Genomic DNA, 15,337 nt, shown 5'->3' with positions numbered 1-15,337 from the left:
TTTATTTACCAATTTCGTGACGTTTACGATATACCTCATACATTAACAAACTTGCGGCTACTGAAGCATTTAAGGATGTAACTTTACCAACCATCGGTAGAGTGATTAAGAAATCACACTTTTCACCAATAATACGACTCATACCTTTTCCTTCACTACCAATTACTAATCCAATCGGCATTGTACCATCTAAATTACGGTAATCCGTTTTCCCTTTGGCATCTGTACCAGCAATCCAAAGTCCACGCTCTTTTAATTCATCAATTGTACGAGATAAGTTTGTTACGCGCGCAACAGGAATGTATTCAATCGCTCCTGTTGATGCTTTCGCAACTGATGCGGTAAGTCCCACAGCTCTTCTCTTCGGAATAATAATTCCATGAGCTCCTGTTGCATCAGCAGTACGCATAATAGAACCTAGGTTATGCGGATCTTCAATCTCATCTAAAATCAAGAAGAACGGATCTTCATTACGTTTTTCTGCCACTTTGAATAAATCTTCTAACTCTGCATACTGATATGCAGCTACTTGAGCAATTACACCTTGATGATTACCCTCAACTAATTGATCTAACTTTTTCTTTGGTGCATGTTGTAAAATAATCTTATTTTCTTTCGCTAACGCTAGTACAATTTGTACTTGTCCTTTGGCAGCACCTTCTGCGATCCAAATTTTATTAATATCTCTCCCTGATCTTAACGCTTCAATTACAGGGTTACGTCCGATAATATATTCACTAGTCATGATGATGTGCCCCCTTCCTTTTCTTCTAAAACTGCAATTGCCTTATATACAATTTCGTCTAATCTTTCACGATTATTTAATAAATGATGATAACCAATTAGTGCTTCAAAGGCTGTACTATGTCGATATGTTTGTACATCCGTATTTTTCGGAACTGTACCTGAATTTGCATTACGCCCTCTTCTTAATACCGCCTCTTCTTCCTCTGTCAAAAATGCCGTCTCTAATAAATGATAAACAACTTTCGCCTGTGCTTTTGCTGAAACAAAGCTCGTCCCTAAGCGATGTAATTGATTAGGGCGAACTTTTCCTTTTTGAAGGAGGTGATAGCGGATATATTGTTCATATACCGCATCACCCATATACGCTAACGCCAAGCTGTTTAATTGCTTTGCATCAATCATCCTTATCCTCTTTTCCATCTTGTACCTTGAGCGGTATCTTCTAAAATAATATTACGTTCTTTTAAATCGTCACGAATTTGATCAGACAATGCGAAATCGCGATTTTTACGAGCTTCAATGCGCTTTTGGATAAGCTCTTCAATTTCTTCATCCAGTAATTCTTCTTTTGATAATTCTAATCCTAAAATATCAAATAACGTTTCCAGTTGTTTTACGTATGCTTCAATCACAACTTTAGATGTATGTTCTTCAAGTAAATATTGATTTGCATGATTTGCTACGTTGTATAATTCGGTAATTGCATTTGCAGTGTTAAAGTCATCATTCATTGCCTCTTCAAATGCAGTCTGGAATTTCTCTATTTCAGCTAACCATTTCTCATTATGGTCCGTTAAATCCGTACTACTCTCCATACGATGCTTTAAGTTTCCATAAGCTGTTTTAATTCTTTCCAGTCCATTATTCGTACTTTGTAATAACTCTTCACTAAAGTTAATCGGGTGACGATAGTGTACTGATAACATAAAGAATCTAATTAACTGCGGGTCGTATTGCTTAATAATATCGTGAACTAAAATAAAGTTACCCAGCGATTTAGACATCTTCTCATTGTTAATATTAATATATCCATTATGCATCCAGTAACGTGCAAACGTTTTTCCAGTCAATGCCTCTGACTGCGCAATTTCATTTTCATGATGCGGGAACGCCAAGTCTTGCCCACCAGCATGAATGTCAATTGTATCCCCTAAGTACTTACGCGCCATTGCTGAGCATTCAATATGCCATCCTGGACGTCCTTGCCCCCAAGGGCTTTCCCAGAAGATTTCTCCTTCTTTCGCAGCTTTCCATAAAGCAAAATCAAGAGGGTCTTGTTTCTTTTCCCCTACCTCAATACGAGCACCGTGACGTAAATCTGCGATTGGTTGATGTGATAATTTACCGTAACCTTCGAATTCCTTCGTCTTAAAGTACACATCACCCTCTGATTCATATGCATACCCTTTATTCACAAGTTCTTGAATAAATTCAATAATGATATCCATATTTTCTGTTACACGAGGATGAACTGTTGCGTGTTTGCAACCTAGTGCTGTTACATCTTCAAAGTACGCTTCAACAAAACGATCAGCAATCGTTGGTACATCTTCACCTAATTCATTTGCCGCTTTAATTAATTTATCATCTACGTCCGTAAAGTTAGATACATATTGCACATCGTATCCTTTGTATTCTAAATAACGACGCACTGTATCGAATACCATAGGAGGTCTTGCATTCCCAATATGAATGTAGTTATAAACTGTAGGTCCGCATACATACATCTTTACCTTATTTTCTTCTAATGGAACAAACTCTTCTTTTTGACGTGTTAACGTATTATAAATGTGAATAGTCATTTTTATCCTTCCTTTCTACCTTTAATTCCAATTGTTTCTTCAATTTATCAAGTTCTACTTCCATAGCCTTTAATTTATCAAAAATCGGATCTGGAAGGTCAGAGTGATTTAATTCTTGACCAATCTTTACTCCATTTTGAATAACGACACGGCCAGGTATACCTACAACTGTAGAATGTGCAGGAACTTCTTTTAATACGACAGACCCTGCTCCGATTTTAGAATTCTCTCCCACAGTAATAGACCCAAGAACTTTAGCACCCGTCGCAATTAATACATTATCCTGAATTGTTGGGTGCCTCTTCCCTTTTTCTTTTCCTGTACCACCTAATGTAACCCCTTGATAAATCGTTACATTATCACCAATTTCACAAGTTTCTCCAATTACAACTCCCATTCCATGATCTATAAAAAAGCGTCGACCAATAGTTGCTCCTGGATGGATCTCAATGCCAGTAAAAAAGCGGCTCACTTGTGAAACAAAACGTGCAAGAAAGAAAAAATTTCTTTTATAAAAAGCATGTGCAATTCGATGGGCCCAAACTGCATGTAATCCAGAGTAAGTTAAAATGACTTCGAAATAACCTCTTGCCGCTGGATCCTGTTCAAAAACGACTTCAATATCTTCCCGAAGCCTCTTAAACATCGGTGTTCCCTCCCCTTTATGGGCTGCTTTTTTGTCGAACGAACTAACTCCCCTAACTCATCACTTCTCCCCTAATTCTTTATATAAGGAGATAAATTCTATATTCATACCTATTTACACGGTATAAAAAAAAGGCGTCTCTGTCATATTGACAGAGACGCCTTTTAAGCGCGGTTCCACTCTGTTTAGGCTTAAAAAAGCCTCAAACTCATCCATGATAACGGTGTACACCGCTCCTGCTTACTTTGCGGCCTAAGACATCCCACGAAGCAATTCGCTGTTCAGCAGAAGACTCGAAGGGGCATTTCAAAAATCCGCTTATAAACCACTCCCAGCCTAAAGGTGGTTCTCTCTGTAAAAAGCCTGATTTTCTACTTCTCCTTCTCGTCGCTTTTCCTTATTAGGTTTTAGGTATACTTATTATATTTCTAAACCTAGAAAATGTTAACCAATTACTTTTTGAAGACGATTTAAAACTTTTTCTTTTCCAAGAAGTGCAATAGCATTCGGAAGCTCTGGACCATGCGTTTGTCCTGTAGTTGCAACACGGATTGGCATAAATAAATTTTTACCTTTATGTCCTGTTTCCTTTTGAACTGCTTTAATCGCTGCCTTAATTGCTGCTGGCTCCATTGCTTCTAGAGCTTCTATTTGACCAGCAAATGCACGAAGTACTTCAGGTACTTGTTCACCATTTAATACTTCTTGTCCTTCTTCTTCATAATCAACATGATCTTTAAAGAACATTTCAGAAAGCTCTACAATTTCAGCTCCAAAACTCATTTGTTCATGGTATAAAGCAATTACATCACGAATCCAAGCTTGGTCTTGTTCGCTTAAAGTTTCTCCCACACGTCCAGCTTTCACTAAATGCGGTAAGCTTAACTCTACAACCGTATCTAAATCTTGCTTTTTCATATACTGGTTGTTCATCCATTTTAGTTTTTGAGAATCAAATAATGCAGGTGATTTTGATAAACGAGCTGCATCGAACATTTTGATAAACTCATCTTTAGAGAAGATTTCTTCTTCTCCTACCGGAGACCAACCTAGTAGTGCAATAAAGTTAAAGATTGCTTCTGGAAGATACCCAAGCTCTTTATATTGCTCAATAAATTGAATAATAGATTCATCACGCTTACTTAACTTTTTACGACTTTCATTAACAATTAGAGTCATATGACCGAATTGTGGAATATCCCAGCCGAAAGCTTCATAAATCATCATTTGTTTCGGTGTATTTGAAATATGATCATCACCACGAAGTACATGTGTAATTTCCATTAGATGATCATCTACTGCTACTGCAAAGTTATAAGTTGGAATTCCATCTTTTTTCACAATAACAAAATCACCGAAATCATTTGAATGGAACGCAACTTCATCTTTTACAATATCTTTGAATGTGTAGTCACGATCAGCTGGTACACGGAAACGAATACTTGGAATACGTCCCTCAGCTTCAAATTCTTTCACTTGTTCTTCAGTTAATTCACGGTGGTTACCTGCGTAACGAGGTGTTTCACCGCGAGCGATTTGTCCTTCACGCTCTGCTTCTAGCTCTTCTTCTGTCATATAACATTTATAAGCTAGACCACGCTCTAATAAATCTTCATATAATTTTTTATAAATATCTAAACGCTCTGTTTGGCGATATGGTCCAAATTCACCACCAACATCAACACCTTCATCCCAGTCCATACCGAGCCATTTCAAGTATTTTAATTGGCTTTCTTCTCCACCAGCCACGTTACGTTTTACATCAGTATCTTCAATACGAATAATAAATTTGCCATCTAAATGACGAGCAAATAAATAATTAAATAATGCCGTACGCGCATTTCCGATATGTAAGTGTCCTGTTGGACTTGGCGCGTAGCGCACTCTCACTTGCTTTTCCATAATTGGTACACCTTCCATTCTTAATGTCAACACATTCTATAATTGTACACCAAAAAAATGTGATTATCCATCTTACGAATTAAAAACCATTATTTTTTCTGTAATAAAACAACCGCTTGAGAAGCAATCCCTTCTTCTCTACCTGTAAATCCTAATTTTTCTGTTGTTGTTGCCTTTACATTAATGTTATTGATAGACGTTTCTAACAGTTCACTAATGCGCTTACGCATGCTCTCAATATGTGGTGCCATTTTTGGTTTTTGAGCAATAATTGTACAATCTAAATTTCCTAACTCGTAACCTTGTTCACGCACAAATTCCCAAACTTTTTGTAACAATACAGCTGAATCTGCATCTTTAAAAGCTGGGTCTGTATCAGGAAAATGCTTTCCGATATCTCCTGCTGCAATCGCACCTAAACATGCATCAGCAATCGTATGTAACAATACATCTGCATCTGAATGACCAATTAATCCTTTCTCGTGTGGAATTGTAATTCCACCGATAATCAACGGACGCCCTTCCGCAAATTCATGTACATCAAAACCTTGTCCAATTCGAAACATCCTTACTTCCTCCTTAAGCTAAACTACTGAGCTTTATGACTCTATATTATATCGCTATCCTTATAAAGAAAAGCCCGGCTGTTGCCGAGCTTTTCTTTATTAACACATCATCAACGTTATTTCTTCTGAACACGAAGGAAACTTTCAGCAATTAGTAGATCTTCCGGAGTCGTCACTTTAATATTATAGTAACTCCCCTCCACTACACCAACTTGCTTCCCAACGCGTTCTACGAGACTTGCATCATCTGTGCCAAGAAAACAACTTTGCTTTGCGCTTCTATGAGCTTCTAGCAAAAGAGAAACAGAGAATCCTTGTGGTGTTTGTACAGCGTTAAGTTGAGACCGCTCTACCGTTTCTACAACAACACCCTGCTCTACTTTCTTAACAGTATCTTTTACTGGCACTGCACAAATGGAAGCTCCATATTTTTCTGCTGCAGTTAATACATCGCGAATCACTTTATTCGTTACGAACGGGCGCGCCCCGTCATGAACAAGAACATATTCGACACCACTCGCATACTGAAGTGCGTTATATACGCTATCTTGTCTTTCGGCTCCACCCTGAATAAATTGTACCTGCTTTTCAATCTGGTACTTCTGCATCAACTCTTCAAAATACGGGCGTTCTTCTTCGTTAATTGCCATAATAATACTTTTGCACGCTTTATCTTTTTCAAAAGCACGCAATGTGTGCACAATAATTGGTACTTCATCTATAAGTAAAAATAACTTATTTTTACCAGCACCCATTCGTTTCCCTTGGCCCGCTGCCGGAATAATTAATGTATACATATTAATAATCCTCTACTTATAATGCTTTTTCTAGCAATTTACGTTTTGCGAAAATCATACGACCAGCCGATGTTTGTAATACGCTAGTAACAAGTACGTCAAGTTGTGAACCCACATACTCTCTACCATCTTCTACTACAATCATCGTACCATCATCTAAGTATGCAACACCTTGATTCTGTTCTTTACCATCTTTCACAACATAAACACTTAATTCTTCACCAGGGAGTACGACTGGTTTAATCGCATTAGCTAAATCATTAATGTTTAACACCGTAACCCCTTGTAATTCAGAAACTTTGTTTAAATTGAAATCGTTTGTTACTACAGTTCCACCAGTGATTTTTGCCAACTTTACAAGCTTGCTATCTACTTCTTGGATATCATCGAAATCGCCTTCATAAATTTCTACCGGAATTGGCATCTCCTTTTGAATACGATTTAAAATGTCTAGCCCTCTGCGGCCACGATTACGCTTTAAAGCATCTGAAGAATCGGCAATATGCTGAAGCTCTTCTAATACGAATTGTGGAATGACGATTGTTCCTTCTAAAAACTTTGTTTGGCAAATATCTGCAATACGTCCATCAATAATTACACTCGTATCGAGAATTTTCCAATGAGTCGTAGATTTTTCCGCTTCGACCTCTACCTCTTCATTCTCACTATTGTTTTTCTTTTTACCTCCGCGTTGGGGTAATGTAAATAATCCTAGCAATTCATTCCTCTTTTTAAATCCTACTTGGAATCCTAAATATCCAAGTAAAAGGGTGAAGAACACTTGCAACACCGTACTAATAACTGGAATTGTAAATTCACGAATTGGTATCAAAATTAAATATGCAACAATAAGACCAGAGATTAATCCTAATGTACCAAATAAAACATCTGCTACAGGCGCCTTTACAAGAGCCTCTTCAATATGCTTAATAAGTTGAACAATATAATCTACAAGCCAAAATGTTGTTAAAAATAAAATAATTGCACCAATAATTGCACGAACATACGATCCTTCCAACAAAGGAACCGCACCGATATCTAATACATTAATAATTTTAGGGATTAAGTAAATCCCTAACGCTCCCCCGATCACTAAAAAGAAGAGCTGTACAATCCGTTTTAACATCCAACCACCTCCTACTCATTATTAACCATTGTTTCGCTAATCAAAACGCCGAATGCAAAAGCGGACGTGTTTTTTTGTAAATAGTTTTATTTACCAATATATCATATCATATACCAAAAATGTTCTAGTGTCGTTATATTATAGAATCAATGTAATATTCTTAATTGTGTCTACTCATATAGAGATGCTCTTGAATTCTTTTTAGACCTTCTCGTATTTTCTTCGCTCTCACTTCTCCAATTCCTTCCACATCATCCAATTCATTAATAGTTGCTCGGCAAACACCTTGCAATGTTTTAAATCGATTAATTAAATTCTCGATAATAAGTGGCGGAACACGAGAAATCTTGCTTGTGATTCGGTACCCTCTAGGTGTCACACTTTCTTCTAAACTTGTTTGTCCTGGATACCCAAGTAATTTAACTAAATCACTATCCTCTAAAAGTTGTGTATTTGCAAGATCTTGTAACTTTTTCAAGATTTGATGATGGTCTTGTGTTTTCTCCTGGTGATAATCTTTAATTAACAATGCTGCCTCTGCCTCTAAATCAGCTAGTAATTCTGTAAGCTGTAAACGAATTAACCTACCTTCTGTTCCTAGCTCATGAATATAGCTCAATATTTCATTTTTTATACGCAGCACCATTTCAACACTATGTAAAACGTGAACCACCTCGGACATTGTAACGACCTCTTCAAATTCTAGAATACCCAAATTCGTAATGCCGTCATTCCATACAGCCTTATATTTTTCTAGCGTTTGAATTGCTTGATTTGCCTTCGTTAAAATGACACCTATATCTTTTAGTGTATAACGTAAGTTCCCTTGATATAGCGTAATTACATTACGTCTTTGTGAAATGGCCACAACAAGGCTGCCCGTCTGCTTTGCTACACGCTCTGCTGTTCGGTGACGCATACCTGTTTCAATAGAATCAATAGATGAATCCGGAACTAACTGTGCGTTTGCAATTAAAATTTTACTTCCAGTTTCATTTAAAATAAGTGCTCCATCCATTTTTGCTAATTCATATAAACTAGCAGGAGAGAATGCGCAATTAATATGAAAACCACCATCAACAATGCTTTTAATCTGCTCATTATACCCAAGAACAATTAGTCCCCCTGTTTGTGCACGAAGTACATTATCTATCCCTTCGCGCAGTGGTGTTCCCGGGGCCACGAGCTGTAAAATATTAATTATACTTTTGACACGTTGCTTATTTTCTTCCATAGCCTAGCCTCCTAATGTCAAACGAAGCGCTTCTCCTAAATTAGAAACACCTACAACCTCAATCCCCTCTGGAATTGTCCACCCCCCTAAATTTTTTCTAGGAATGATAGCACGTTGAAATCCTAATTTAGCTGCTTCTTGTACACGTTGTTCGATTCTTGATACTCTTCTTATTTCTCCAGTTAATCCAACTTCTCCTATTACCGCATCAGTTGGTGCCGTAGATTTATCTCTAAAACTTGAAGCTATACTTAAGGCAACAGCTAAATCAATTGCCGGTTCATCTAATTTCAAACCACCAGCTACTTTTAAATACGCATCTTGATTTTGTAATAGTAAACCTGTTCTTTTCTCTAGTACCGCCATAATAAGCGAGACACGATTATGATCAATTCCTGTCGCCATTCTTCGAGGATTTCCAAAACTAGTAGGGGAAATTAATGCCTGTATTTCTACTAAAACTGGTCTTGTTCCTTCCATTGAGGCAACTACTGTTGAACCTGCAACTCCAACTGGTCTTTCCTCAAGGAAAATTTCAGAAGGATTTAAGACTTCCGCAAGGCCAAGTTCTTTCATTTCAAAGATACCCATTTCATTCGTAGAACCAAAACGATTCTTTACAGCTCGTAAAATACGATATGTATGGTGTCGATCTCCTTCAAAGTAAAGAACTGCATCGACCATATGTTCTAACATACGCGGCCCCGCAATTGCACCTTCTTTTGTCACATGTCCTACGATGAAAATTGGGATTCCCTTTGTTTTTGCAAGTTTCATTAATTCTGCTGTACATTCACGTACTTGCGCCACACTACCAGGAGCTGATGTCACTTCAGGTAAATGTATCGTTTGAATAGAATCAATAACAACAAAAGCAGGATTCATCTCTTCAATATGTGCTGCAATACGCTGTAAATCTGTCTCTGATACAACAAATAGATTACTACCATTTACATGTAAACGATCTGCACGAAGTTTAATCTGCTTTGCTGACTCCTCACCTGATATATACAATACATCATATGAAGCATCTGCTAATTGCGAGGAAATCTGTAATAATAACGTTGATTTTCCAATCCCAGGGTCCCCACCAATAAGTACTAAAGATCCATCTACAATTCCGCCACCTAGTACACGGTTAAACTCCTGAAATTTTGTTTCAATACGTGCCTCAGACTTTGTTTCTACTTCTGTAAGACGTCTTGGTTTTGTTACTTCTGTTTGAATTGCATTTGCATAATTTAGGCGTCTGGATGATACAACGGGTTCCATCTCTTCAACAAGCGAATTCCATTGACCACACCCTGGACATTTACCCATATATTTTGGTGATTGATAACCACACTCTTGACATGTGAATTTTGTTTTCTTTTTAGCCATATCTTTTTATATTTCACTTCGCTTTCATCTATAAACATTTGACCTTCTCGTACAAGAAAGAGGGCTATCTCGTAGCCCTCTTAGTTTGTCTATACTTATTTTACCTTTTCAGCACTATGAATGACAAATGTTTCCCCTTCTACATCAAAGATAACTTTTTGTCCTTTCTCAATAGCACCTTTTAAAAGTTCTTCCGATAGTCTATCTTCTACATGCTTCTGAATTGCTCTACGTAGTGGACGAGCACCATATTCACGATCAAACCCTTTATCAGCAATAGCTGCAATCGCCCCTTCTGTTAATTGCAATTCAATTTCTTGTTCTTTTAAGCGATTCACTAACTGATTTACCATAAGAGTCACAATTTCTTGAATATGTTTTTTCTCAAGCATATGGAATACGATAATTTCATCAATACGGTTTAAGAATTCTGGACGAAATGCCTTTTTCAGCTCATCCATTACTTTACCTTTCATATCCGAATAATCACGGCTTTCATCTTGTACGTTAAATCCAAGATGTTTGTTACGTTTTAACGCCTCAGCACCAACGTTAGACGTCATAATAACAATCGTATTACGGAAGTCAACTGTACGTCCTTTAGAATCAGTTAAACGACCATCTTCCAATACCTGTAGTAAAATATTAAATACATCAGGATGCGCCTTCTCTACTTCATCTAATAGGACAACTGAATACGGCTTACGACGAACCTTCTCTGTTAATTGTCCGCCTTCTTCATACCCAACATATCCTGGAGGAGAACCAACTAAGCGAGAAGTTGAATGTTTCTCCATATACTCAGACATATCAATGCGAATCATTGCATCCTCATCACCGAACATAGATTCTGCCAACGCTCTTGCTAATTCTGTTTTACCTACACCTGTTGGTCCTAAGAAAATAAATGAACCAATTGGACGTTTCGGATCTTTCAGTCCTGCTCTTGCACGACGAACAGCTTTCGCTACAGCCACTACCGCTTCATCCTGGCCGATGACACGATCATGAAGAATGGATTCTAAGTTTAATAATTTATCAGTCTCTGTTTGTGCAAGTTTAGAAACAGGGATACGTGTCCATGTAGAAACGACATTTGCAATATCTTCTACCGTAACCTCTGAATTTTCTTTTCCTTGTTGTTCTTTCCACTGACGCTTTGTATCTTCCAATTTCTCACGTAAGCGTTGTTCCATATCACGTAAGGAAGCAGCCTTTTCAAACTCTTGACTTTGTACAGCCGCATCTTTTTCTTTTCGAATTTCCTCAAGCTTCACTTCAAGCTCTTTTAAGTTTGGTGGTGTTGTATAAGAACGTAAGCGAACCTTTGAAGCAGCTTCATCAATTAAATCAATTGCTTTATCTGGTAAGAAACGATCTGTAATATAACGATCTGAAAGTTTCACAGCTGCATCAATTGCATCATCTGTAATAGACACACGGTGATGGGCCTCATAACGATCGCGTAAACCTTTCAAGATTTGAGTTGATTCTTCTAGACTCGGCTCATCAACATGAATTGGCTGGAAACGTCTCTCTAAAGCTGCATCCTTTTCAATATATTTACGATACTCATCTAAAGTTGTCGCACCAATACATTGTAATTCTCCGCGTGCTAAAGATGGTTTTAAAATATTTGATGCATCGATTGCACCTTCTGCTCCACCTGCACCGATTAATGTATGAAGTTCATCAATAAATAGAATAATATTCCCTGCTTGACGTATTTCATCCATTACTTTCTTTAAACGATCTTCAAACTCACCACGATATTTCGTCCCAGCTACCACTGTTCCCATATCTAGTGTCATAACACGCTTATCTCTTAACGTTTCAGGAACTTCATTATTTACGATTTGCTGTGCTAACCCTTCAGCAATTGCTGTTTTACCTACACCAGGCTCTCCAATTAACACTGGATTGTTTTTTGTTCTACGGCTTAACACTTCAATTACACGTTGAATTTCTTTACTACGTCCAATAACAGGATCCAAACGATTCTCACGTGCAACAACTGTTAAGTCGCGCGCTAAACTGTCTAGTGTCGGTGTATTTGCATTTGTCGATGAACCACCTTGGTGACCTGAACTTGCTTCGTTACTTCCAAGAAGTTGTAACACTTGTTGTCTTGCTTTGTTGAGGCTTACGCCTAAATTATTTAAAACACGTGCCGCTACACCTTCACCTTCACGGATTAAGCCAAGTAAAATATGTTCTGTTCCAACGTAAGAATGTCCTAGCTTACGCGCTTCATCCATAGACAATTCAATAACTTTTTTAGCACGAGGTGTATAATGTACAGTTTGAGAAGCTTCTGTTCCACGTCCAATTAACGCTTCTACCTCTTTTTGCACTTTCTCCGGGCTCAATCCAAGAGCAATTAACGCTTTTGCTGCAATTCCTTCACCTTCGCGTACAAGCCCAAGTAAAATATGTTCTGTTCCAATGTTATTATGCCCAATGCGAATTGCTTCCTCTTGAGATAAAGCTAATACTTTCTGTGCTCTTTCTGTAAATCTTCCAAACATCATAGAAATCGCCTCCTACTTGCGCTTAGTTTTTTTCAATACGTAATCGCTCACGGATTAAGGTTGCTCTTCGATAATCTCTTTCTTCTGGTCCTAAAGGTCCTCCTGCGTATTGTTGTAAAATACCAGGTTGCGTAAGAACCATTAGCTCAGTCAAAATATTTCTCGATATACCTTTTATATATCCTAGATCAATACCAAGTCGTACATCCGATAAGCAAGTTGCCGCTTCTGCAGATTGAATTAAACGACTATTTGCTAGTATACCGTAAGAACGATAAACCTTATCTTCAAGCTCAATACTCGAATTTTGTACAATTAATTCTCTGGCCAATTTTTCTTGTTGTATAATTTGCTGCATGACACTCTTTAAATCTGCAATAATATCTTCTTCGGATTTCCCTAGCGTCATTTGATTTGATACTTGAAATATATTACCTAACGCTTCGCTACCTTCACCGTATATTCCTCTTACTACTAAACCTAATTTTTGAATTACTTGTATAATACGGCTAATTCTTTTTGTTAAAACCAGCCCTGGTAAATGAATCATTACAGAAGCTCTTAATCCTGTACCAACGTTAGTAGGACAACTCGTAATATATCCAAGTGATTCATCAAAAGCATATTCAACCTCTTTCTCAATCCAATTATCTATTTGATTGGCGCTTTGAAGCGCCTTTGATAACTGTAGTCCTGGAAATAGGCACTGAATCCTAATGTGGTCTTCCTCATTAAGCATCACACTAATGTGTTCGCTTTCTGATAACAGACATGCTCCATATTCAGTCCCTGCTAGATTTGGACTAATTAAATGCTTTTCGACTAAAACTCTCCTTTGAAGAGGCGTTAATTCATTCATTTTTAATAGTCCAAACTTCCCAAAGGGCTCTACCGCTTTATTTATAAATTTCTTTTTAAATAATTCTTGAACCTTTTGAGCTTCCTCTTCGTTTTGCATAGTAGAAAATTGATATTGCTTAAAATTACGAGCCAAACGAATTCGACTACTTAAAACAATATCAGAATCAGGGCCATCCCCCTTCATCCATGGACTAATCGCTTCATTCATAATTTTGTCCAGTGACATAGAACTACTCCCCCTCTCTATGCTCACTAAGCTGAGTTTCAAGCCCTCGAATTTCATCTCTTACCTCAGCAGCTTTCTCAAACTCCTCATTCTGTACATATTGTTTCAGAATAAGTTTTAGTTCATCTAATTCTTTCTTTAAGTGGATATTTCCTTCCATTCGTTCCGGAATTTTTCCACAATGTTCTGTATGTCCACCATGAAGTCGTTTTAACAATGGGTTTAAGTGTCCTTTAAATGTATCGTAACAAGAAGCACAACCAAGGCGTCCCACCTTTGTAAAATGTTCGTATGTCATCTTACAACCTGGACATCTTATTGTATTTGTATTTGAAAACCCGTTTTTTCCTTCTCCAAACATTGTTGATTCACCGTGTAATAAACCAGCAAATACATCATGAAATGAAAAGTTAGACTGTGATGATTGAAAGAAAGACGTATAGCCACTTTGCTCTGCACATTGCTCACAAAGATGAACTTCCGCCTTCTTCTCGTTGATTACTTTTGTATAATGTAAAGTTGCTGGTCTTATATTACAGTTTTGACAAGTCATCAATATCCCCACCTTTACAACAGGAACGATCTACCTCATGATACTTTTCATACATTACTAGATTGTCCTCTTTCCTTAATCCATTTAGATAAAAGTACATGCTCTTTTTGAAAACTTCTACAATATTTAACTGCCCTATCTTAATTATCATTCTTTTACAAAAGCTGTATTTATTTATATTTCAGTGTTCTTAACATTGCGCATAATATTCGAGCCCTAAGTTCATCTCGAGAAGGAATATCCATTGATAATACAGAACGATCTAGTACACTTAACATTAGTTTTGCTTCACGGCCTGTTATGATTCCCTCTTCTAATAAACGTATAATCATACTCTCTGCATTCCCTTGTGCAACGCTATGATCAATCATATGAAGCATTTGATCAATAATGTCTATATCATCATGCAGTTTGACTTTTATAATGCGAATGTAACCTCCTCCACCACGTTTACTTTCTACTACAAATCCTCTTTCTAATGTAAAACGGGTATTGATTACATAATTGATTTGAGATGGTACGCACTCGAATCGATCCGCAATCTCATTTCTTTTGATTTCAATCACATTATTATTACTTAAGTCAATAACTTGCTTTAGATATTGCTCAATGATATCAGATATATTTCTCATTTATCCGCCACCTTTATTGACTTTGACTATCTTTGACTTTAATTATATACGTATTAATAAAATTTGCAACTCTTTTGCTTATTCACTATCCTAGCCACATTCCCCTGCATTTAATCAAAATAGTAATTATTTAAGCACATTTTTTTAATTACTATGGATTATAAAAGAAAACACAAAAAAGACGAGTCATTCTGACTCGTCTTAAAGTTGCTTGGCGACGTCCTACTCTCACAGGGACAAGGTCCCAACTACCATCGGCGCTAGAGAGCTTAACTTCCGTGTTCGGTATGGGAACGGGTGTGACCTCTCTGCCATCATCACCAAACTATGAAGG

Annotated in this window: 14 protein-coding genes, 1 rRNA gene and 1 other annotated feature; all 15 genes read right to left on the bottom strand. The window is 37.3% G+C overall.

Annotation, left to right across the window (positions count from 1 at the left end; translation table 11 throughout):
* Window position 1: 1 nt before the first annotated feature.
* The gene (gene rlmB / locus D1166_RS25065; RefSeq protein WP_000200237.1) at window positions 2-745 is read right to left on the bottom strand and encodes a 23S rRNA (guanosine(2251)-2'-O)-methyltransferase RlmB; all 744 of its coding nucleotides are present in this window, start codon (window positions 743-745) and stop codon (window positions 2-4) included.
* A complete protein-coding gene (locus D1166_RS25060) occupies window positions 742-1,149 on the bottom strand; it encodes a Mini-ribonuclease 3 (protein ID WP_000564261.1) in 408 nt (135 codons plus the stop codon). The genes rlmB and D1166_RS25060 overlap by 4 nt, the downstream gene beginning before the upstream one ends.
* 2 nt (window positions 1,150-1,151) lie before the next feature.
* A complete protein-coding gene (cysS, locus tag D1166_RS25055) occupies window positions 1,152-2,549 on the bottom strand; it encodes a cysteine--tRNA ligase (RefSeq protein ID WP_000152276.1) in 1,398 nt (465 codons plus the stop codon).
* Window positions 2,530-3,195 carry a serine O-acetyltransferase gene (gene cysE / locus D1166_RS25050; RefSeq protein ID WP_000476497.1) on the bottom strand — a complete coding sequence of 222 codons (666 nt, stop codon included), beginning with the start codon at window positions 3,193-3,195 and terminating at the stop codon, window positions 2,530-2,532. The genes cysS and cysE overlap by 20 nt, the downstream gene beginning before the upstream one ends.
* Before the next feature lie 150 nt (window positions 3,196-3,345).
* Window positions 3,346-3,592: a binding site (T-box leader), on the bottom strand.
* 47 nt (window positions 3,593-3,639) lie between these two features.
* Window positions 3,640-5,097 (bottom strand): glutamate--tRNA ligase, encoded by a 1,458-nt coding sequence (gltX, locus tag D1166_RS25045; RefSeq protein WP_000415143.1) that lies wholly within the window; start codon window positions 5,095-5,097, stop codon window positions 3,640-3,642.
* An 89-nt stretch (window positions 5,098-5,186) separates the two neighbouring features.
* Window positions 5,187-5,663: a 2-C-methyl-D-erythritol 2,4-cyclodiphosphate synthase gene (gene ispF, locus D1166_RS25040; RefSeq protein ID WP_000488388.1), complete on the bottom strand. Its 477-nt coding sequence runs from the start codon at window positions 5,661-5,663 to the stop codon at window positions 5,187-5,189.
* A 116-nt stretch (window positions 5,664-5,779) separates the two neighbouring features.
* Window positions 5,780-6,460: a 2-C-methyl-D-erythritol 4-phosphate cytidylyltransferase gene (gene ispD / locus D1166_RS25035; protein WP_000288286.1), complete on the bottom strand. Its 681-nt coding sequence runs from the start codon at window positions 6,458-6,460 to the stop codon at window positions 5,780-5,782.
* A 16-nt stretch (window positions 6,461-6,476) separates the two neighbouring features.
* Complete coding sequence (locus tag D1166_RS25030; protein WP_000919677.1) at window positions 6,477-7,586, bottom strand: PIN/TRAM domain-containing protein; 1,110 nt, start codon at window positions 7,584-7,586, stop codon at window positions 6,477-6,479.
* A 160-nt stretch (window positions 7,587-7,746) separates the two neighbouring features.
* On the bottom strand, window positions 7,747-8,820 hold the full coding sequence (disA, locus tag D1166_RS25025; RefSeq protein WP_000392158.1) for a DNA integrity scanning diadenylate cyclase DisA: 1,074 nt from the start codon (window positions 8,818-8,820) through the stop codon (window positions 7,747-7,749).
* Between the two features lie 3 nt (window positions 8,821-8,823).
* Window positions 8,824-10,200, bottom strand: coding sequence for a DNA repair protein RadA (radA, locus tag D1166_RS25020; protein WP_001085202.1), 1,377 nt, complete (start codon window positions 10,198-10,200; stop codon window positions 8,824-8,826).
* 95 nt (window positions 10,201-10,295) lie between these two features.
* Window positions 10,296-12,731, bottom strand: coding sequence for an ATP-dependent protease ATP-binding subunit ClpC (gene clpC, locus D1166_RS25015; protein ID WP_000971184.1), 2,436 nt, complete (start codon window positions 12,729-12,731; stop codon window positions 10,296-10,298).
* A gap of 22 nt (window positions 12,732-12,753) precedes the next feature.
* Entirely contained in the window at window positions 12,754-13,818 is a 1,065-nt protein-coding gene (gene mcsB, locus D1166_RS25010; protein ID WP_000050842.1) for a protein-arginine kinase McsB, read from the bottom strand.
* Window positions 13,819-13,822: 4 nt separating this feature from the next.
* Window positions 13,823-14,371: a protein-arginine kinase activator protein McsA gene (mcsA, locus tag D1166_RS25005; protein WP_000128398.1), complete on the bottom strand. Its 549-nt coding sequence runs from the start codon at window positions 14,369-14,371 to the stop codon at window positions 13,823-13,825.
* Between the two features lie 170 nt (window positions 14,372-14,541).
* A complete protein-coding gene (gene ctsR / locus D1166_RS25000; RefSeq protein ID WP_001244565.1) occupies window positions 14,542-15,003 on the bottom strand; it encodes a transcriptional regulator CtsR in 462 nt (153 codons plus the stop codon).
* 209 nt (window positions 15,004-15,212) lie between these two features.
* Window positions 15,213-15,328: ribosomal RNA gene (gene rrf, locus D1166_RS24995) — 5S ribosomal RNA — on the bottom strand.
* Window positions 15,329-15,337: the final 9 nt, after the last annotated feature.

The organism is Bacillus sp. ISO11, assembly GCF_003458115.1.
Classification (GTDB): domain Bacteria; phylum Bacillota; class Bacilli; order Bacillales; family Bacillaceae_G; genus Bacillus_A; species Bacillus_A cereus.
Note: the sequence above shows the minus strand (reverse complement) of the source record. Positions and strands in the feature narration are given on the sequence as shown.